18 protein-coding genes are annotated in these 19,523 nt (G+C 67.2%); 7 read left to right on the top strand and 11 right to left on the bottom strand.

Going from position 1 to position 19,523, the window contains the following annotated elements:
• Window positions 1-78: 78 nt before the first annotated feature.
• The 7 genes from ACFQU0_RS10860 to hydA are packed head-to-tail and all read right to left on the bottom strand — an operon-like array spanning window position 79 to window position 7,740.
• Complete coding sequence (locus ACFQU0_RS10860) at window positions 79-1,485, bottom strand: amidase (protein ID WP_382200626.1); 1,407 nt, start codon at window positions 1,483-1,485, stop codon at window positions 79-81.
• A 10-nt stretch (window positions 1,486-1,495) separates the two neighbouring features.
• On the bottom strand, window positions 1,496-2,788 hold the full coding sequence (locus ACFQU0_RS10855) for a TRAP transporter large permease (RefSeq protein ID WP_382200624.1): 1,293 nt from the start codon (window positions 2,786-2,788) through the stop codon (window positions 1,496-1,498).
• Complete coding sequence (locus ACFQU0_RS10850; RefSeq protein ID WP_382200622.1) at window positions 2,785-3,465, bottom strand: TRAP transporter small permease subunit; 681 nt, start codon at window positions 3,463-3,465, stop codon at window positions 2,785-2,787. The genes ACFQU0_RS10855 and ACFQU0_RS10850 overlap by 4 nt, the downstream gene beginning before the upstream one ends.
• Window positions 3,462-4,508, bottom strand: a complete 1,047-nt coding sequence (locus ACFQU0_RS10845; protein WP_382200620.1) for a TRAP transporter substrate-binding protein — start codon at window positions 4,506-4,508, stop codon at window positions 3,462-3,464. Before ACFQU0_RS10845 ends, ACFQU0_RS10850 begins: the two co-directional genes overlap by 4 nt.
• Before the next feature lie 43 nt (window positions 4,509-4,551).
• Window positions 4,552-5,532, bottom strand: coding sequence for a Bug family tripartite tricarboxylate transporter substrate binding protein (locus ACFQU0_RS10840; protein WP_382200618.1), 981 nt, complete (start codon window positions 5,530-5,532; stop codon window positions 4,552-4,554).
• Between the two features lie 37 nt (window positions 5,533-5,569).
• Complete coding sequence (locus ACFQU0_RS10835) at window positions 5,570-6,316, bottom strand: aspartate/glutamate racemase family protein (protein ID WP_382200616.1); 747 nt, start codon at window positions 6,314-6,316, stop codon at window positions 5,570-5,572.
• Window positions 6,313-7,740, bottom strand: a complete 1,428-nt coding sequence (gene hydA, locus ACFQU0_RS10830) for a dihydropyrimidinase (RefSeq protein ID WP_382200614.1) — start codon at window positions 7,738-7,740, stop codon at window positions 6,313-6,315. The genes ACFQU0_RS10835 and hydA overlap by 4 nt, the downstream gene beginning before the upstream one ends.
• Before the next feature lie 304 nt (window positions 7,741-8,044).
• Here hydA and ACFQU0_RS10825 point away from each other — a divergent pair, with 304 nt between their 5' ends.
• Both ACFQU0_RS10825 and ACFQU0_RS10820 read left to right on the top strand, forming a co-directional pair.
• On the top strand, window positions 8,045-8,770 hold the full coding sequence (locus ACFQU0_RS10825) for a maleate cis-trans isomerase family protein (protein ID WP_382200612.1): 726 nt from the start codon (window positions 8,045-8,047) through the stop codon (window positions 8,768-8,770).
• 109 nt (window positions 8,771-8,879) lie between these two features.
• A complete protein-coding gene (locus ACFQU0_RS10820; RefSeq protein ID WP_382200778.1) occupies window positions 8,880-9,587 on the top strand; it encodes a GntR family transcriptional regulator in 708 nt (235 codons plus the stop codon).
• Here ACFQU0_RS10820 and ACFQU0_RS10815 read toward each other — a convergent pair.
• Complete coding sequence (locus ACFQU0_RS10815) at window positions 9,577-10,251, bottom strand: GntR family transcriptional regulator (RefSeq protein WP_382200610.1); 675 nt, start codon at window positions 10,249-10,251, stop codon at window positions 9,577-9,579. The two genes, ACFQU0_RS10820 and ACFQU0_RS10815, sit on opposite strands and share 11 nt — an antisense overlap.
• A gap of 135 nt (window positions 10,252-10,386) precedes the next feature.
• Here ACFQU0_RS10815 and ACFQU0_RS10810 point away from each other — a divergent pair, with 135 nt between their 5' ends.
• On the top strand, window positions 10,387-11,625 hold the full coding sequence (locus tag ACFQU0_RS10810; protein WP_382200608.1) for a pyridoxal-phosphate-dependent aminotransferase family protein: 1,239 nt from the start codon (window positions 10,387-10,389) through the stop codon (window positions 11,623-11,625).
• A 3-nt stretch (window positions 11,626-11,628) separates the two neighbouring features.
• On the opposite strand, the gene glpK is transcribed toward ACFQU0_RS10810, so the two are convergent.
• Both glpK and ACFQU0_RS10800 read right to left on the bottom strand, forming a co-directional pair.
• The gene (gene glpK / locus ACFQU0_RS10805; protein ID WP_382200606.1) at window positions 11,629-13,125 is read right to left on the bottom strand and encodes a glycerol kinase GlpK; all 1,497 of its coding nucleotides are present in this window, start codon (window positions 13,123-13,125) and stop codon (window positions 11,629-11,631) included.
• Window positions 13,122-13,895 (bottom strand): DeoR/GlpR family DNA-binding transcription regulator, encoded by a 774-nt coding sequence (locus tag ACFQU0_RS10800; protein ID WP_382200777.1) that lies wholly within the window; start codon window positions 13,893-13,895, stop codon window positions 13,122-13,124. Before ACFQU0_RS10800 ends, glpK begins: the two co-directional genes overlap by 4 nt.
• A 142-nt stretch (window positions 13,896-14,037) precedes the next feature.
• Here ACFQU0_RS10800 and ACFQU0_RS10795 point away from each other — a divergent pair, with 142 nt between their 5' ends.
• Window positions 14,038-15,633: a glycerol-3-phosphate dehydrogenase/oxidase gene (locus ACFQU0_RS10795; protein ID WP_382200604.1), complete on the top strand. Its 1,596-nt coding sequence runs from the start codon at window positions 14,038-14,040 to the stop codon at window positions 15,631-15,633.
• Window positions 15,634-15,918: 285 nt separating this feature from the next.
• Here ACFQU0_RS10795 and ACFQU0_RS10790 read toward each other — a convergent pair whose 3' ends face one another.
• Window positions 15,919-16,452 carry a hypothetical protein gene (locus tag ACFQU0_RS10790; protein ID WP_382200602.1) on the bottom strand — a complete coding sequence of 178 codons (534 nt, stop codon included), beginning with the start codon at window positions 16,450-16,452 and terminating at the stop codon, window positions 15,919-15,921.
• Window positions 16,453-16,528: 76 nt separating this feature from the next.
• Between ACFQU0_RS10790 and ACFQU0_RS10785 the strand changes: the two genes are divergently transcribed.
• The 3 genes from ACFQU0_RS10785 to fahA all read left to right on the top strand — a co-directional run bounded on the left by ACFQU0_RS10785 (window position 16,529) and on the right by fahA (window position 19,489).
• Window positions 16,529-17,515: a glycerophosphodiester phosphodiesterase gene (locus tag ACFQU0_RS10785; protein ID WP_382200600.1), complete on the top strand. Its 987-nt coding sequence runs from the start codon at window positions 16,529-16,531 to the stop codon at window positions 17,513-17,515.
• A 109-nt stretch (window positions 17,516-17,624) separates the two neighbouring features.
• The gene (locus tag ACFQU0_RS10780; protein ID WP_382200598.1) at window positions 17,625-18,167 is read left to right on the top strand and encodes a VOC family protein; all 543 of its coding nucleotides are present in this window, start codon (window positions 17,625-17,627) and stop codon (window positions 18,165-18,167) included.
• 8 nt (window positions 18,168-18,175) lie between these two features.
• Window positions 18,176-19,489: a fumarylacetoacetase gene (gene fahA / locus ACFQU0_RS10775; protein WP_382200596.1), complete on the top strand. Its 1,314-nt coding sequence runs from the start codon at window positions 18,176-18,178 to the stop codon at window positions 19,487-19,489.
• Window positions 19,490-19,523 lie beyond the last annotated feature (34 nt).

Raw genomic sequence — 19,523 nt, 5'->3', positions numbered from 1 at the left:
GTCGCCCGGCTGCCCGAAGGCACTGACGCACCCCCTTGGGGGGCAGCGATACGCGAAGCGATGAGCGTGGGGGTTGTTTCATGTCAATGTGGGCCAGCGGTGGGCCCAGGGTGAGGTGGCTTCAAAGGACGCGCCAAGGTCAAGCAGTTGGTCATCGCTGCCGTAGGCGCCCACCATCTGCATGCCGATGGGCAAGCCTTCGGACGAGGGTGCGGTGGGCACGGCCAGCGCGGGCAGGCCGGCGGCGTTGACCCAGCCGGTGTAGACGGCGTGGCCACGCGGACCCACGTCCTGTCCATCGATGCGCGGCGGGAAGGCCTCGCGTTTGGGCCAGGGCAGGGCGGCGGCCGAAGGCATCACCACCACATCAAAACGCTCGAACAGCGCCGCGCTTTCGCGCCGCAACTGCCACACGTGCTCCAGTGTCTGCCACAGTTGCGAGGCCGGCAGGGCGCTGCCCAGTGCCGCCATGTCACGGTACTTCTGCGAGGCCTGGGCCTCCCATTCCGGGTGCTGGTCGAACATGCTGGCCAGGCCCATCTGGCCAATGCGGGGCCAGGCGGTGGCAAAGAAGTCCAGGTCCAGCGGCAGTGCACCGGTCTCGACGTGGTGACCCAGCGCAGCGAGCTGGGCCACGCCCGCGCCCACGCTGGCGGCGATCTGGGGGTCCAGCGGGGCGTCGCCCAGGCGTTCCACATACAGCACGCGCAAGGGGCCGTTGCGGCGTGGCAGCGTGGCCGCGTGCGCAGCGGCCAGCGAGAGCCGGTCCACCACCGCCGGGCCGCGCATCACGCCGAACAGCAGGCGTGTGTCGGCCACGGTGCGGGCGATGGGACCGATGATTTCAAAGTCCAGCAGCAGCGTGGGCAAGACGTGCTGGCGCGGCACCGAACTCAGCGAGGGCTTGAGCCCCACCAGCCCGGTATGCGACACCGGGCGGCGGATGGAGCCGCCGCCGTCTTGTGCGATGGCCAGCGGACCTATGCCCGCCGCCACCGCCGCCACCGCGCCGCCGCTGGAACCGCCGGGTGTGAGCTCCGTGTTCCAGGGGTTGCCGGTCGGGCCGTAGACGGGGTTGTCGGTGTAGCCCTCCAGCGCGAACTCGGGCACGTTCGTCTTGCCCAGGATCACCGCGCCGGCGGTTCGAGCCCGGGCCACGGCATGCTCGTCTTCGCCAGTGCCGCGCTGGGCCAGCGCGCGGCAGCCCCAACTGGTGGGCATGTCGGCGGTGTAGAGGCTGTCCTTCACCGTCAGCGGTATGCCGTCCAGCGCCGACAGCGGGTGTCCGGCATCGAAGCGGCGCGTGGCCGCCTCGGCTTCAAGCAGAGCTTGCGCGTCGCGGCGCAACACCACCGCATTGAGCCTGGGGTTCACTGCTTCCAACCGGTCCAGGCAGGCCCGGGTCACGTCCAATGGCGTCAGGCTGCGATCGCGGTAGCGGCGGGTCAGTTCGGTGGCGGGCAGTTGCCACAGGAGTTCACTCATCACACCGTCCTCACATGTGGCCCGGCAACCAGGTGGCCAGCCCGGGCACCATCAGCAGCAGCAGGGTGAAGCCAATCATGATCAGTGCATAGGGCAGGGCGCCCCAGATCACGTCTTGCAGACCACCCTTATCGGGTCGGATGCCGTGCACCACGAACAGGTTCATGCCCACCGGTGGCGTAATCAGGCCCAGCTCGCACATCAGGACGATGAAGATGCCAAACCACACCGGGTCCACCCCCAGCGCCACGGCGATGGGGAAGGTGATGGGGATGGTGGCGACCTGCATGGACAACACGTCCATGAACATGCCCAGGATCAGGTAGAACACGATCAGTGCCAGGATGAAGCCGGTGGCCGTCAGGCCCAGGCCCGCCACCCACTTGGTCATGGCCTCGGCCACACCGGTCAGGCTCACCGTGAGGTTGAGGATGAAGGCGGCGACGATGATCAGCAGGATCATGCCGCTCACGCGTGCGGTGCTGACGAAGCAGTTGCGCAGCAGCTCCCAGTTGAGCTTGCCCGATTGCGCGACAAAGCTGAGTGCCGCCACCACGCCCAGCGCCGCACTTTCGGTGGTGGTGGCGATGCCGAAGTACAGGCTGCCCATGACGATGCCGAACACCACCACCGGTGGCACCAGGAACTGCAGCGTGCGCAGGCGCTCCGCCAGAGGCACCTTGTCTTCGCGTTTGACGGTACCGCTGAGCACGCTGGAGATCCAGATCCACAGCATGAAGCAGCTGGTCAGCAGCAGGCCGGGGATGATGCCGGCGATGAACAGCTTGCCGATGGAGGTGTTGGTCAGCGATCCGTAGACGATCATGTTCACGCTGGGCGGGATCAGGATGCCCAGGGTGCCACCGGCCGCCAGCGAACCCAGCGAGGCGCGCATGGAGTAGCCGCGTCGTTGCAGCGACGGCAGTGCCACCGTCCCCACCGTGGCGGCAGTGGCCACAGATGAGCCCGAGGTGGCCGCGAACAGCGCGCACGCGCCGATGTTGGTGTGCAGCAGGCCGCCGGGCATGCGGCCCAGCCACGCCGATAGCGCGATGTACATGCGGTCGGCGATGCCCGAACGCAGCAGCAGCTCGCCCAGCAGCACGAACAGCGGGATGGAGGTCAGCAGGTTTTCGTTCTGCACGCCCCAAACCACCGGTGCGATCGAGTCCATGAAGGGCACGCCATAGGCCGAGATGCCTCCGATGACACCCACCAGGGCCATTGAGACAGCAATGGGCATGCCGGCCAGCATGAGGCCCAGCATGGCCAGAAAGGCCAGGCCAAAAATTCCAACGCTCATGTCCGTGCTCCTTGAGTTTCGACCGCTCGGCGCTGGGCCAGGTCGTCCAGTTCTTCCTTGAGCTCGTCCTTGGCGCTCTTGGGTTGGAACTCGTGGTTGAGTCTGTCGAGGTGCCCGCCCAGCAGCAGTCGGGTGGCATGCACCGCGTAGCCCACGGCCACCAGAGCGAACACCACCAGCCCGGCGTACCAGACCGATTGCGGCCAGATCAGCGGCGTTGCCCAGGGCGTCTGTGCCGTGCTGCCGTACTGCAGGGTATCGCCGATCACCTTGAAGGCGATCCAGGCGATGAAGGCGCCGAACAGGGCCAGCGAGACGATGGCCAGCCAGTTCAACGCGGCCTGCATCCGCTTGGGGAAGCGTTCGTGGAACACATCCACGCGGATGTGGTTGCGTCCCATCAGTGCCAGGCTGAAGGCGATGGTGGAGCCCACCGCGAGTGCGTAGCCGCCGAGCTCGTCCGCACCTTGCAGCGAGATGTTGAATAGCTTGCGGCTCAAAGTCTCGACGGTGACCACCGCCGAGAGCAGCAGGAAGATGGCACCGAAGACGGTGGCCAGCAGGTTTTCGATGCGTTGTTTCATCGTCGAGGCCTTCTTGGATGAGGTGGCCGCCGTGGCAGCCACCGGGTTCATCGTGGAGGCGCCGAACGCGGTGGTGCCGGCGCCCGTGCTCATTTCAGCCCCAGCACCGGGCCCACGGCGGCGGTCCATTTCTGCGAGCAGCCGGGGTTGCTCTTGTCACAGACCTCGGCCCACACCGGCAGGCTGGTTTTGCTCACGGCGCCCCGCACCAGTTCCAGGTCGGCCGGCGACACGGCGACCTGGGTCAGCTTGAACTTCTTGCCGGTGGTGCAGGGGTCCTTGCCGGCGTTGCAGTTGAGCGCGTCCTGGAACAGCTCTTCGGAATAGGCCCAAATGTCCTTGCTCAGGGTGTCGAAGGCCGCGCTCATCTTGGCCTGCTGGTCGGGCTTGAGGCGGTTCCAGGCCTTGAGCGTGATGGCGTAGCCGTTGAGGGCCATCTGGAAGCCCAGCGGCAACTGGTGGGTGGTGACCTCGGGCCAGCCGGCCGAGTTGGCCGAGCTGGGGCCGGTGACGGCGCAGTCCACCACGCCCAGCGACAGCGACTGGTGGGTGTCTGCAAAGGCCACCGGCACGGGCGTGCCGCCCACCAGCTCGATGAACTTGGCCAGGTTCTGGTCGTACACGCGCACCTTCATGCCTTTGATGTCGGCCAGCTTGCTGATGGGCTTTTTGCAGAACAGGATCTGCGGGCCAAACGGCCACACCGCCAGCAGCTTGACCTGGAATTGCTGCTGCAGGCGCTGGTCCACGGTGTCGAACCAGGCCTTGGAGACCTTGGCGCCGGTGGCGTAGTCGGGGCTGGCGCCCACCAGGTCCAGGCCGAGCAACATGGGTTCGTCGCGGGAGTTCTGCGACACACGCAGCGAGACAAAGTCGAACAGGCCCGCTTTCATCACGCGCAGCTGTTCGGTGTCCTTGATGCCCAGCGTGTCGATGGGTTTGTAGTCGACGTCGATGGGCAGGCCGGTCTTGGCAGCGAACTGCTCGAAGAAGGGCTGCTCCTTGTTCTTCTGGATCAGGCCGGTGGCCAGCGGTTGGCCAATGGCCTTGAAGCTCAGGCGGTCCTGGGCCTGGGCGCCGGAGGCCAGGCCAACGGCAAGGGCCATCGCGGCCAGGGTGCGGGTGAAGGGTTTCATGGGGGCTTTCCTTGGGGGGGTGGATGGGAAGGCGGGAGGGAAATCAGCTGTCGATGGTGACTTTGGCGTCGCGGGCCACGCGGGCCCACTTGGCGAGTTCGGTGCGCACGAAGTCGCCGTAGCGCTCGACCGAGCCGCCACCGTCTTCGACGCCAAAACCCTGGAATTTTTCCTGCACGTCGGCCATGGCGAGCACGGTGTTGACGTCCTGGTTGATGCGGCGCGCCAGCGCGGGCGGCAGCTTGGCCGGCCCGGAGATGCCGTACCAGTTCATGGTCTCGAACTCGGGGAAACCTTGCTCCTGCATGGTGGGCACGTTGGGGTAGGCGGGCGAGCGTTTGGCGCGCGATTGCGCCAGCGCAACCACCCGCCCGTTTTTGAGGTGGGGCGTGGCCGCCGTCATGGTCTCGAAGGTGAACTGGATCTGGCCGCCGATGAGGTCGGTCAACAGCGGGCCGCTGCCTTTGTAGGGCACGTGCAGCGCATCCACCCCGGCCAGCAGCTTGAACTTCTCGATCGCGAAGTGCTGGATGGTGCCCGGACCGGCCGAGCCAAAGCTCACTTTGCCAGGTTGCGCCTTGCACAACGCAACCACCTCCTTCACGCTTTTCACGGGGCTGCTGGCGCTGGTGATCAACAGGTTGGGCGTGAGGCCCAGCAAGGCCACGGGCGCAAAATCGCGCTCGGCGTGGTAGCGCAGTTTGGGCATCACGGCGGGTGCCAGCGCGTGGCTGTTGATGGTGCTCAAAAACAGCACCGTGCCGTCGCCCGGCTGTTGGGCCACAAAATCGGCGGCCAGCGTGCTTGACGCGCCCGGCCGGTTGTCCACGATGACCTGCTGGCCCCACAGTGTGCCCAGCTTTTGGGCCACCACCCGCGCCAGCGCGTCGGCCCCACCTCCGGGCGGGAAGCCGACCACCAGTTTGATGGGGCCACTGGGCAGGGCCTGTGCCATGACGTGGGGCAGACCCAAGCCAGCCAGGCTGGCGGCGCCCGCGTTCATGAGGAAATGACGGCGTTGCATGAGGAGGTTCTCCGTTCGGGTGGTGCGGGGATGGGGATCAGCGCGCCTGCCGCAGCAGCGCCTGCACGGCGGGGCTCAGGCCCGCGTTGGGTTTCTGGGGAGGTGGGGCAAAACTGCCGCGTTGGGCGCGGCCCGGCTGCAGGGCCACCAGCGTTTCGGCGTGGCGCACGGCGCTGGAAACACCGTCCACCGCCGGCACCGGCAGGCGCCCACGCAGCGAACGCGCCAGCCCGGCCAGCGGTGCCCCGGCCAGCACGATGACGTCGGCACCGTCTTCGTCCACGCAACGTTCGGCCAGCGCCACCAAGCGTTCGCCCTGGTTGCCTTGCACGTTTCCGATGTCGGCCAGCGGTTCGTCCAGGCCGCGGATGCTGGCCAGGCGGCTGTCCAGCCCGTAGGCGCTGACCGTCTCGCGGTACCAGGCGCGGATGCGCTGCGAGATGGCGACGATGGAAAACCGCTGGCCCAGCAGACAGGCACTGGCCAGGGCAGCTTCGGTCAGGCCGGTCACGGGGCAGGGCAGCACCTCGCGCAGGGCGTTCAGGCCTGGGTCGCCGAAGGCGGCCACCACCACGGCGTCATGGGCCGCGTGGTGTTCGGCGGCCAGCTGGGCGGTGGCGTAGGCACCGATCATGGCCTCGAAGCGGGTCTCGATGTAGGCGACGCCCAAGGGGGCGGTCAGCACCTCGATCTCGGTGCCGGGCGAGGCGCTGCGCACCGCTTCGGCACGGATTAGCTCGGACACGCTGTCGGAGATGTTGGGGTTGATGAGCAGCAGCTTCATGATGGGTTTCCTCGGCGTTGGGGCACCAGCGATGGTGCGCCACAGGTGAGGAAACGGCCACGCCCGGGGCGCGCGTGGAAGGCGCCGTCCCACACCACTTCGCCGCCAATCAGGGTGACGGCGGGCCAGGCACGCAGCGTCTGGCCGGCGTAGGGCGTGTGGTCCACGGCGTGGTGCAGGTGGCTGTTGTTGAGCACAAACTCGCGCTCGTCCCAGATCACCAGGTCGGCGTCGCTGCCGATGGCGATCGTGCCCTTGCGCGGGTGCAGGCCGTAGGCCTTGGCCGGGTTGGTGGCGGTCAGCTCCACAAAACGCTCCAGCGTCAGCCGGCCGCCCAGCACGCCGGCGCTGTAGAGCAGGGGCAGGCGGGTTTCGATGCCGGGGATGCCGTTGGGAATGTGGCGAAAGGTGACTTCTTCACCGCCCGGCTTCTTGCCTGCATCGCCTTCGTAGTTGAAGGGCGCATGGTCGGAGCTGAACACCGTGAACAGGCCGTCGTTCAGGCCGTCCCAGATCACGCGCTGGTTGGAGGCGTCGCGTGGCGGCGGGCTGCAAACGCAACGCGCACCCTGGTAACTGTCGTCGATGCCGAGATCGGCGGCGGTCAGGAACAGGTACTGCGGGCAGGTTTCGGCGAACACCTTGAGGCCGTGCGCGCGCGCCCAGCGAATCTGCTCCACCGCCTCGCGGCCCGATACATGCACGATGAGGATGGGCACGTCCACCAACTCCGCCAGCGAAATGGCGCGGTGGGTGGCCTCGCGCTCCACCAGCATGGGCCGGGCGTGGGCGTGGAAACGCGGTGCGGTGCGGCCGGCGGCTTCCAGGCGTTTGCTCAGCCACTCGATCGCATCGGCGTTTTCGGCGTGGATCATGGCCATGGCGCCGTGCTGGCGCGCCACCGCCAGCACGTCCAAGATCTGGCCGTCGTCCAGCTTCAGGTCGTCGTAGGTCATGTAGACCTTGAACGAGGTGTAGCCCTCGGCGATCAGGGCCGGCAGCTCTTCGTTCAGCACCTGGGGTGTGGGGTCGCTCACGATCAGGTGGAAGGCGTAGTCCACGTGGGCCTTGCCTTCGGCGCGGCGGTGGTAGTCGTCCACGGCGGCGCGCAGCGACTGGCCTTTTTCCTGCGCGGCAAAGGGAATCACCGTGGTGGTGCCCCCGCAGGCCGCGCTGCGGGTGCCGGTGTCGAAATCGTCGGCCATGCGCACCGGCGGGGCCATGGGTTGGTCGAGGTGGCAGTGGGCGTCCACACCGCCTGGGGTGACCACCCGGCCGGCGGCGTCGATCTCGCGCCGGCCGGCCGGCAGGCCCCGGCCCAGGCTCACGATGCGACCGCCCTGGATGCCGATGTCGGCGTCGAACACGTCGCTCGCCGTGGCCACGCGGGCGTTGCGCACCACCAGATCCAGCGGCTCAGACATGGGGCACTCCCGCACCAGTTGGCGTCATTTGCACCAAACAAGTGCTGACATTGTTGTTGACAAGATGTTCGACGATCATTTTCAAGTTTCCTGCGGAGGGTGGTGCAACTTGTGTGCCAAGTCGGACGGTGTGACCGGGCTGATGTGGCATGGTGCGTATGGTCTGCGCTTTTTGTTATGTTGGCACTAGTGTTTACACTTATGTCGACAATATGTGCTTCGGGCATCATCCAATCCATTGGCACGGTCGGTGCTGTGTGTGGTGCCGGGTCGTCACGGCCGTGCTTTTTTTTCAGGAGAACCCATGTCCCTCTCTCTGCGTCTCGGGGTGCTCACCCCTTCGTCCAACACCGCGCTGGAGCCGCTGACCTCGGCCATCGTGGCGGGTCTGCCCGGCTGCAGTGCTCACTTTTCACGCTTTCGTGTGACCGAGATTTCCCTGCAGCCTCAGGCGCTGGGGCAGTTTGATGACAGCAAAATCCTGGCGGCCGCCGAGCTGCTGGCCGATGCGAAGGTGGACGTCATCGGCTGGAGCGGCACCGCCGCCGGCTGGCTGGGTTTTGACGCCGACCTGCGGCTGTGCGAACGCATCGAGGAGCGCACCGGCATCCGCGCAACCACGGCGGTGCTGGCCTTGAACGAGTTGCTGGCCCTGCGCAACATCCGGCAGCTCGCGCTGGTGACGCCTTACACCGGCGATGTGCAGCAGAAAATTGTCGACAACTACCGCAACATCGGCGTCGAGGTGGTGGCAGAGCGCCACCTGGGCATCTGCGTCAACCACGACTTCGCCCTGGTGCCGCCCGACACCTTGCATGGCCTGATGCGCGAGGTGGCCCAGGCCCGGCCGCAGGCCATTGCCACCTACTGCACCAATCTGCACGCGGCCCAGCTGGCGCCGGCGGTGGAGGCCGAGCTGGGCCTGACGCTGCTGGACACGGTCAGCACCACGGTCTGGGGCATGTTGCGTGCGGCCGGCGCATCGCCCGCCGCCGTGCAGGGTTGGGGGAGCCTGTATGCCTGGCAGTGAACACGCCGACGCCTGCTGCGGCGCCGACGCCCACGAACCCGTCGATAGAATGAAACGGCTGGCCGGCCTGTTGCTGCCAGCGTCCCCCACGCTTCGCCCCAAGGTCCAGATGCCCCGCACCGTCCCACCCGAATCCGCCGAACGCCTGGCGCGCGAAAACGCCAACGACGAGATTTACGAGCGCATCTACATCGCCATCCTGGAACACCGCCTGCACCCCGGCACCAAGCTGGGCGAGGACCGGCTGGCGAAGATTTTTGACGTCAGCCGGGCGCGCGTCCGCGAGGTGCTCAGCCGCCTGGCGCACGAGCAGATCGTGGAGCTGTACCCGCAGCGCGGCGCCTTTGTGGCCAAGCCCACGCCGCAGCAGGCCATGGACGTGTTCGAGGCGCGGCGCCTCATCGAGCCGGCCATTCTCAAGCGCCTGGTTACCCACCTCACACCCGACAAGGTGGCTCGGCTGCGCCAGCATCAGGAGCTGGAGCTGGATGCGCGCCGGCGCGATGATCGCCGTGCGGTCGTGCGGCTCTCGGGCGAGTTCCACGTGTTGCTGGCCGAGCTGGCGGGCAACAGCGCGCTCTCGCGCAGCCTGCGCGAACTGGCGTCGCTCACGTGTTTGATCATCCTGCTGTACGACGCGCCCACGGCCATGAGCTGCCGCGCCGACGAGCACTCCGAGGTGATTGAGGCCATTGCCAAGCGCGACGCCGCACGCGCTGAGAAGCTGATGTTGGCGCACCTCGATCACATCGAGCGCAGTCTGTCACTCGACAGCAATGCGGGCGAGGTCGATCTCGAGGCGGTGTTCAGGGACTGAACTGCTCCAGCACCGCGTCGCGCTTGCGCCGCAGGTGTTCTTCCAGCAAGCGGCGCAGTGCAGCGCCGTCGCGTTGGCGCAGGGCCAACAGCATCTCGGCGTGTTCGGCCAGCGCGCGGCGCCACTTGGTTTCGTCCTGGTTGGAACGGTAGCGCAGCGCGTGCAGGCGCTGGTTGAGTTGCTGCCAGGTCTGGCGCAGCACGGCGTTGCCGGCGCTTTCGCTCATCAGGTCGTGCACCCGCGCGTTGGCCGCGTAGTAGGCCTGCAGGTCGCGCCGCTCGAAAGCGGCCTGCATGTCGTACTGCAGCGCCTGCAACTCGGCCAGGGCGCCCTCGGTCATGCGCTGGGCTGCGCGTTCGGCGGCCAATCCCTCCAGCACCGCAATGACATCAAACGTCTGTTCGATGTCGTCGCGACTGGGTGCCGCCGCGAAGGCGCCGCGCCCCGCCTCCAGCGTCACCAGACCCTCGGTGGCCAGCTGTTTGATGGCCTCGCGCAGCGGCGTGCGCGACACCCCGATTTCCGCGCACAGCACCCGCTCGTTGAGCTTGCTGCCTGGCGCCAGCGAGCCGTCCATCAGCCGTTGCCGCAACAAGCCGACGACCTGGGTGTGCAAGGTGTCGCGCACCACGGTGGTGGAGGGGGAGGACGGGGTGTTGGGCATGCTGAATTATGTATGCAGTGGCGACATGCCTCGGTTCAACCTCATGCACCTCGGTGCGTTTGTCGCTTGCTGTGGTTCAGGTCTTGTGCTATCGTCAAATTGTATTTTGTATTATGTAGACCAAATGGAGACGACATGACCTCACTGAACTTCCACCCCGCCGGCCGCCATGTCCTGGGCATTCCCGGCCCCAGCCCCGTGCCCGACCGCTTGCTGCGTGCCATGAGCTACCCCACCATCGACCACCGCGGGCCCGAGTTCGGCGTGCTGGGCCACCGGGTGCTGGCGGGTTTGCAGCGCATCTTCCAGACACGCCACCCGGTGGTGGTCTACCCAGCCTCGGGCACCGGCGCCTGGGAAGCCGCACTCACCAATGTCCTGAGTCCGGGTGACGCCGTGCTGATGTACGAAACCGGCCATTTCGCGAGCCTGTGGCGCAAAATGGCCGAACGCCTGGGCCTGGCGCCTGAGGTGGTGGCTTTGCCGGGCATCTGCCCGCAGACCGGCCTGCCCAACAGCTGGCGCCGAGGCGTGCAGCCCGACCTGATCGAGCGCCGCCTGAGAGAAGACGGCGGCCACCAGATCAAGGCGGTGTGTGTGGTTCACAACGAAACCTCGACCGGCGTCACCTCCGACATCGCGGCGGTGCGCCGTGCCATCGACGCCGCGGGCCACCCAGCGCTGCTGTTGGTGGACACCATTTCCGGCCTCGCCTCGGCCGATTACCGGCACGACGAATGGGGTGTGGATGTGACCGTCAGCGGGTCACAAAAGGGCTTGATGCTGCCGCCCGGCATCAGCTTCAACGCGGTGTCGCCCAAGGCGCTGGAAGCCGCGCGCAGCGCGCGCTTGCCCAAGGCGTTCTGGGCGTGGGACGAGATCATTGAGATCAACAAGACCGGCTATTGGCCTTACACGCCCAACACCAACCTGCTGTACGCCCTGGTCGAGGCGGTGGACATGCTGGAGACCGAGGGCCTGTCGGCGGTGTTCGCCCGCCACCAACGGCTGGGGGCTGCCTGCCGGGCGGCGGTGCTGGCCTGGGGGCTGGACGTGCAGTGCGCGGACCCGGCGGTGTACTCGCCGGTGCTGACGGGCGTGGTGGTGCCGCAGGGCGTGGATGCCGATGCGGTGCGCCAGTTGATCTACGAGCGTTTCAACCTCTCGCTGGGCACGGGCTTGAGCAAGCTCAAGGGCCGCATGTTCCGCATCGGCCACCTGGGCGAGTGCAACGACCTGAGCCTGCTGGCCGCGCTCAGCGGCTGTGAGATGGGCCTGAAGTTGGCGGGCGTGAGGCTGCAGGGCAGCGGCGTGGCCGCAGCGATGGAGGTGTTGCAGCACAGCGCCACCTGCCAGGCGCGCTACCCGGGCTGAATCTCAGGCAGGCAGCGCGGCTTGCCGAACCGCGTGTTCCCAAGCGGACATGCGTTCGGCGGCCCAGGCGCGGTCGCGTTGGGGTTCGAAGCGGCGTTCCACCTGCCAGCGTTGGGCCAGTTCGTCCGTACCTTGGTACACCCCCGCGTGCAGTCCGGCCAGGTAGGCCGCACCCAGGGCGGTGGTCTCCACCACTTTGGGGCGCAGCACCGGGATGCCCAACACATCTGCCTGGAACTGCATCAGCAGGTTGTTGACGCTGGCGCCGCCGTCCACCCGCAGCTCGCGCAGCGGCTGGGCGCCGGCGGCCTGGGCGTCACGGTCCATGGCTTGCAGCAGCGCGGCGCTCTGGAACGCGATGCTTTCCAGCGATGCACGCGCAATGTGCGCCAGCGTGCTGCCCCGCGTGAGCCCGGTGATGGCGCCGCGCGCATGGGGCTTCCAGTAGGGGGCGCCCAGGCCGGTGAAGGCGGGCACCACCACCACACCGTCGCTGTCGGGCACGCTCTCGGCCAGGCCCTGCACGGCGCCGCTGCTGTCGATGGCCTGCAGGCCGTCGCGCAGCCACTGCACCACCGCGCCGCCCACAAACACACTGCCTTCGAGCGCGTAGGCCGGTGTGGTGTTGGTCTGCGCGGCGCTGGTGGTGAGCAGGCCGTTGGCCGAACGCTGAAAGCGTTCACCGGTGTGCATCAGCAAGAAGCAGCCGGTGCCGTAGGTGTTTTTGGCCAGGCCCTCGCTGAAGCAGGCTTGGCCGAACAGGGCGCTTTGCTGGTCGCCCGCCACACCCCCAATCGGGATGGCGTGGCCCAGCCAGTCGGCATGCACCGCGCCGTAGTCGGCACTGGAAGCTTGGACCTGCGGCAACACCCCGGGCGGGATGTGGAGTGCGGCCAGCAGTTCGTCGTCCCACTGGTTGGTGTGCACATTGAACAGCAGGGTGCGCGACGCGTTGCTGACATCGGTGGCGTGTGTGGCGCCGCGTGTGAGCTGCCAGATCAGCCAGCTGTCGATGGTGCCAAAGGCCAGCTCGCCAGCTTCGGCCAGGGCGCGCCCGCCGGGCACGGTGTCGAGCAGCCAGCGCAGTTTGGTGCCCGAAAAATACGCGTCGATCACGAGGCCGGTTTTGGCCTGCACGGCTTCGGCCAGGCCACGTTCGCGCAGCGCTGCACACAGGGGCTCGGTGCGTCGGTCCTGCCACACGATGGCGCGTGCCAGGGGCTGGCCGGTGCGGCGGTGCCACAGCACGGTGGTTTCGCGCTGGTTGGTGATGCCCACGGCGCGGATGTCGCGCGCGGTGATGCGGGCTTTTTGGAGTGCTTCGCGTGCGGTGGCCAGCTGGGTCTCCCAAATTTCCAGCGGGTCGTGTTCGACCCAACCGGGTTGGGGGAAGTGCTGGGTGAGTTCGCGCTGGGCCACGGCCACCACGCGGCCATCGGCGTCAAACACGATGCTGCGCGAACTGGAGGTGCCTTGATCGAGGGCAAGCAGGTAGGTCATGGGGTGTCTTGGGCGATGGTGCAGCGGATGCCTGCCGCTTCCAGCAGGCTGTCAAAAGGCGGGGCCGGCGGGGCGTCGGTGAAGAGGCGGTTGATCTGCGACAGGCGGGCCAGCTCCACCATGGCGGGGCGGCCAAATTTGCTGTGGTCCGCCGCGAGCCAGACCTCGCGCGCGTGGTCAATGATGGCCTGTGCCACCTTGACCTCGCGGTAGTCGTAGTCCCGCAGCGTGCCGTCGGCCTCGATGCCGGAGATGCCGATGACGGCCAGGTCAACCTTGAACTGGCGGATGAAATCCACCGTGGCCTCGCCCACGATGCCCCGGTCGCGCGGGCGCACCACACCGCCGGTGACGATGACCTCGCACGAGCTGTTGCCGCTCAGGATGGCCGCCACGTTGAGGTTGTTGGTGATGACGCGCAGACCCTGGTGCTGCAAGAGCGCCTTGGCCACGGCCTCGGTGGTGGTGCCGATGTTGAGGATGAGCGAGCAGCCGTTGGGCACCTCGCGTGCAATGGCGGCGGCAATGCGCGCCTTGCCTGGCGCGTGCAGGTTTTCGCGCTGGGTGTGGGCGATGTTTTCCACGGTGGAGGTCGGCACGCGCACACCGCCGTGAAAGCGCACGAGCAGCCCGGCATCGGCCAGGCCCTGCACATCGCGGCGCACGGTTTGTAACGTCACACCCAGCATCTCGGCCAGCGTTTCCACCGACAGGTCGCCGTGCTCACGCACCGCGTGCAGCAGCTTGATCTGGCGGGGGTTGGAGCGCATGCTGCGGTCTTTCATGGGGCTGTCATGGCGGCAGGCCAGTCTATATCGAAGCGAAACGCGGAAACATTCGGGTGAATACCGAGAATAACGAAAATAAACGAATCAATTAAAATATAAACGAAACACATCTATTGAGGCCACCATGTCGCCATCCGAACGCCCTGTGCCCACCGACCGCGCCGCGCTGCTGCAGCGCCTGAGCGAGGGCGGCCGCTTTGACGTGGCGGTGGTAGGCGGTGGCGCCACCGGCCTGGGTGTGGCGCTGGACGCGGCCTCGCGAGGCCTGCGCGTGGTGCTGCTTGAGGGGCAGGACTTTGCCAAGGGCACGTCGTCGCGCGCCACCAAGTTGCTGCACGGCGGTGTGCGTTATCTGGCGCAAGGCAATGTGGGCTTGGTAAAAGAAGCCTTGCACGAGCGCACCACGGTGCTGCGCAATGCCCCGCACCTGGCGCAGCCGCTGCCGTTTGTGATGCCTTCGTACAAGGCTTGGGAAACGCCGTTCTATGGCATTGGCCTCAAGATGTACGACGCGCTGGCGGGGCGTGCCGGCCTGGGCAGCACCGATTTTCTGGGCCGCGAAGCCACGCTGCGTGCCCTGCCCACCTTGCGCACTGAAGGCCTCAAGGGCGGTGTGCGTTATTGGGACGGCCAGTTCGACGATGCGCGCCTGGCCGTGGCGCTGGCGCGCACGGCGGCCACCTACGGCGCGCTGCTGGTCAACCACTGCCCGGTGACGGGCTTGTTGCACGAACACGGCAAGCTGGCGGGTCTGCACTGCGAGGATCGCGAGAGTGGCCGAGTGTTCGAGGTGCGTGCGCGCTGCGTGATCAACGCCACCGGCGTGTGGGTGGATGGCCTGCGCCAGCAAGACGGCGCCGCCCGCCAGGCCAATGTGCGCCCCATGGTGGCGCCGAGCCAGGGCGTGCACGTGGTGGTGGACCGCGACTTCCTGCCCAGCGACCACGCCCTGCTGGTGCCCAAAACGGCCGATGGCCGCGTGTTGTTTGCCGTGCCTTGGCTGGGCAAGCTGATCTTGGGCACCACCGACACACCGCGCACCGACCTGCCGCTGGAGCCCAACGCGTTTGCACACGAGGTCGATTTCATCCTGAACGAATCGGCGCGTTACCTGCGGCGCGCGCCCACGGCGGCCGATGTGAAAAGCCATTGGGTGGGCCTGCGCCCGCTGGTCAAGCCCGACAGCAGCAGCGGCGAAAACACCCAGAGCATCAGCCGCGAACACACGGTGCTCGTGAGCGCCAGCGGCCTGGTCACCGTCACCGGCGGCAAATGGACGACGTACCGGGCGATGGCCGAGGACGTGCTCAAAAAGTGCCGCGATGCAGGCTTGCTGCCGGGCCTGGCCGATGGCCACACCGATCAGCTGGCCTTGGTGGGCGCCGCCGGCACCCCGGCCAACCAGCCGCCCGTGTGTGCACCGCCCGGTGCACACGGTTACGGCGGCGAACGCGACTTTGTGTGGTCCTTGCCGGGTGCCGATCACAATCTCGGCGGCGGGCTGACCGAAGCCATGGTGCGCTTTGCGGTGCGCTTTGAGTACGCGCGCACGGTGGAGGACGTGTTGGCGCGTCGCTCGCGGCTGCTGTTTCTGGATGCCGCACTGGCGGCTTCGCTGGCCGATGAGGTGGGTGCCATCGTGGCGCAGGAGACGGGACGCGATTCGCAGGTGGGGGCTTTTGTGGCGTTGGCTCGGCAGCATTTGGCTTTGCCTATTTGACTTGTTTGGGGCTTGATCTCGCCCACGGGTGTGGGGTGCCTGGCTCCGCGACTGTCCTCCGCCGGCTGCGCCGGCTCCCCCTTTATGTCGCTGCGCCAGGCACCCCACACCCGTGGGCACCCACCGTGCCTGAACGCCAACGTTGGCGCTCCAACATCGTTGTAGATCGGGGCGGTGGGGCGTTCTGCATAGCGAGGTAAAGGAGGAGGGCGCGCAGCGCCCGGGGGACACGAGCGGCGCAGAGCGCCCCGCCGCCCCGATCCCGCCCATGCGGTCCGAGCCACATCAACCCGGGTCCACATCTGCCCGCCACCGCCGCCACAACCACACACACGCCCCCACCATCACCAGCGTGGCCACCACACGCAACAAGCCCGCCAGCCGCAGGTCAGACGCCAACAAGCCCCAGCGCGACAGGATTTCCGTCCAGTCGTGCTCGCCACCGCCCACCAGCGGCAACATCTGCGCCCGAGCGTCTGCCACGTAACGCGCCACGTTGAGCAGGTTTTCGCCCAACCACACCCACGCCACCGCCAGGCCCACTGCGTGCTCGCGGCGTTGGAAATGCCTGGCCAATGCCAGGGGAAACACGATCTGGAACAAGGTGCCGCCATAGACCATCAGCCGGTCGCTGAACAGGCCCACCAGCGGGTGGCCGGCTTCGTGCAAGGCCAGGTTGAAGCTGTCCAGCAGCGGTACCCAAGCTTGTTTGCTGAACGCGTGAAAACCCAGGCACACCGCCGCGAACGCGCAGACGCCCAACAGCGCGGCCCGCGAGACCGTGTGCGGCGTGGTGTCGGGATGGCGCCAAGAGGACATGGGCGCGACGATACCCGTTTGAGACCGACCCATCGCACAATTTCGGTTGTCCGCCTGGTCACTTGGAAGGTATTGCATGAAATCCCACGGTCTGCGCCGTCGCGCCCTGTTGCCTCTGCCTTTGCTGGGGCTGTGGTCTTGCGCCGGGGTCCCGGTGTCGCGCCGGGTGGATTTGCAAGGCCACCGGGGCGCGCGTGGCTTGGCGCCCGAGAACACGCTGGAAGGTCTCCAACTCGCGCTGGACCTGGGCGTGACCACCCTGGAGATCGACGTGCTGGCCAGCGCCGATGGGGTGCTGGTGCTCAGCCACGACCGCCAGCTCAACCCCGACATCACCCGCGACGCCAGCGGCCAATTTCTGCCGACGCGAGGTCCTGCCGTGAACAGCCTCACGGTCGCGCAATTGCACACCTACGACGTGGGGCGGCTGCGGCCGGGCTCGCGCTACGCCGCCGAGTTCGCCCAACAGCGGCCACACGATGGTGCGCGCTTGCCCCGCTTGAGCGACGTGCTGGCCCTCGTCCGCGCGCACGGCGATGCGCGCGTGCGCCTCGCCATCGAGCTCAAGTCCAGCCCGCTGGAGCCCGCCCTTGCCCCCGCGCCGGAACCCTTTGCGGCCCAACTCTTGCAGGTGCTCGCCGACCACGGTCTGAGCGACCGCACCCAGATCCTGTCATTCGACTGGCGCACGTTGCAAGCGGTCCAGCGCTTGCGCCCCGGCACGGACACGGTGTACCTCACGGCGCAGTTGCCGGGGCTGGACAACCTGCAGATTCGCTCCGGGCAGGACTCGCCCTGGACCGCCGGGTTCCAGCACCGCGCCCATGGCTCGGTGCCCAGCATGATCGCTGCCGCCGGTGGCAGCCACTGGTCGTGCTTCTGGCGTGATCTCGACGCCCCGCAGGTGCGCGAGGCCCAGAGCCTGGGCCTGCAGGTGCTGGCCTGGACCGTCAACCGCGCCGAGGACATGCGCCGCATGCTCGATCTGGGCGTGGATGGCCTGGTCACCGACCGGCCCGACGTGGCCATGACCGTGTGGCGCGAGCGGGGGCTGGTGTGGTAAGTTGCGTTTTTGAAAATGGTTGCAAGCGCAACCAAATGCCGTTACAGTTCGCTTCGCCCAAGCGGCGCTGAACCGTCAGTGCCCTGTTCCAACACCCAAGGAGACCCCCATGCTGGTTCAACAAGTCCACCACGTGGCCTACCGCTGCAAAGACGCCAAGGAAACCGTCGAGTGGTACGAAAAGCACCTCGACATGAAGTTTGTGCTGGCCATCGCCGAAAACGAAGTGCCGTCCACCAAGGCGCCCGACCCCTACATGCACGTGTTTCTTGATGCGGGCAACGGCAACATCCTGGCCTTCTTCGAACTGCCCAGCCAGCCGCCCATGGACCGCGACCACAACACCCCTGCTTGGGTGCAGCACCTGGCACTGAAGGTGGATTCGGTGGACACGCTGATCGCCACCAAAGCCCGCCTGGAGGCCGCCGGCATCGAAGTGATTGGCCCGACCAACCACACCATCTTCAAGAGCATCTACTTCTTTGATCCCAACGGTCACCGCCTGGAGCTGGCCGCCGACACCGGCACGCCCGAGATGATGAGCGCGCTCGACAAGGTCAAGCGCGAGATGCTGGAGGAGTGGAGCCGCACCAAGAAGGCACCCGCCCACGCCGCCTGGATGCACGACGAATCGCTGGCGGTGCCACACTGAGGCGGGGAATGAACTTGCTCAACGAAACCCACAACCCGGCCCTTCGCAGCTGGCTGGCCTCGGCCAACACATCCGGTTGCGATTTCCCCATCCAGAACCTGCCGTTTGCGGTGTTCCGTCGCCGTGGCAGCGCCGAGGCCTTTCGCGGCGGTGTGGCCATTGGTGACCAGATCGTCGATCTGGCCGCACTGGCGCAAACCGCCTTGCTCGGCGGCGACGCCCAACAAGCCGCCCAGGCCGGCAGCCAGCCCAAACTCAACGCGCTGATGGCTTTGGGCCCGACGGCCTGGAGCGCCCTGCGGCTGGCCCTGTCGCGCTTGTTGCGCGAAGGTGTTGCCCAGCAAGCCCAACTGCAAGCCTGCCTGGTGCCCCAGGCGGTGGCCGAACACGACGTGCCCGCGCAGATCGGCGATTACACCGACTTCTACACCTCGGTGCACCACGCCACCAACATCGGCAAACAGTTCCGTCCCGACAACCCGCTGCTGCCCAACTACAAATGGGTGCCCATCGGCTACCACGGCCGGGTGTCGAGCATCGGTGTGTCGGGCCAGGCCTTTGCCCGTCCGCGCGGTCAGGTCAAGGCGCCGGATGCCGACGTGCCCACGCTCAAGCCCAGCCAGCGCATGGACATCGAGCTGGAGCTGGGGGTGTTCATTGGCACCGGCAACGCCTTGGGCGATGCCGTGCCCATCACCGAGGCCGAGAGCCACGTGTTCGGCATCTGCCTGCTCAACGACTGGTCGGCGCGTGATCTGCAGGGGTGGGAGTACCAGCCGCTCGGCCCCTTCCTGGCCAAGAACTTCGCCTCCACCATCTCACCCTGGGTGGTGACGCTCGAAGCGCTGGCGCCGTACCGCGTGCCTTTCACCCGCCCGGCCGACGACCCGCAGCCGCTGCCCTACCTGGACAGCGAGGCCAACCGGGCCGGTGGTGCGTTCGACATCCAGTTGCAGGTGGGCCTACAAACCACCCGCATGCGCGAAGCCGGCGAGCAAGACGCGGCCATCAGCCGCACCAGTTACCGCCATGCCTACTGGACGTTGGCGCAGATGGTGACCCACCACACGGTCAACGGCTGCAACCTGCAGCCGGGCGATTTGTTGGGCACGGGCACTTTGTCCGGCCCCACGCTGGACCAGGCCGGTGCGCTCATCGAGCTGACCCAGGGTGGCAAAAACCCCGTGGCCTTGCCCAACGGCGAAACCCGCACCTTCTTGCAAGATGGCGACGCGGTGGTGCTGCGCGGCTGGTGCGAACAGCCCGGTGCCGCACGTGTAGGGTTTGGCGAGTGCTGGGGCACGGTGCTGCCGGCGCGTTGAGCACAGGCTTCTCCGCATAATGGCGTGAAGGGCC

This window comes from Hydrogenophaga defluvii (assembly GCF_042665235.1).
Classification (GTDB): Bacteria; Pseudomonadota; Gammaproteobacteria; order Burkholderiales; family Burkholderiaceae_C; genus Hydrogenophaga; species Hydrogenophaga defluvii_A.
Note: the sequence above shows the minus strand (reverse complement) of the source record. Positions and strands in the feature narration are given on the sequence as shown.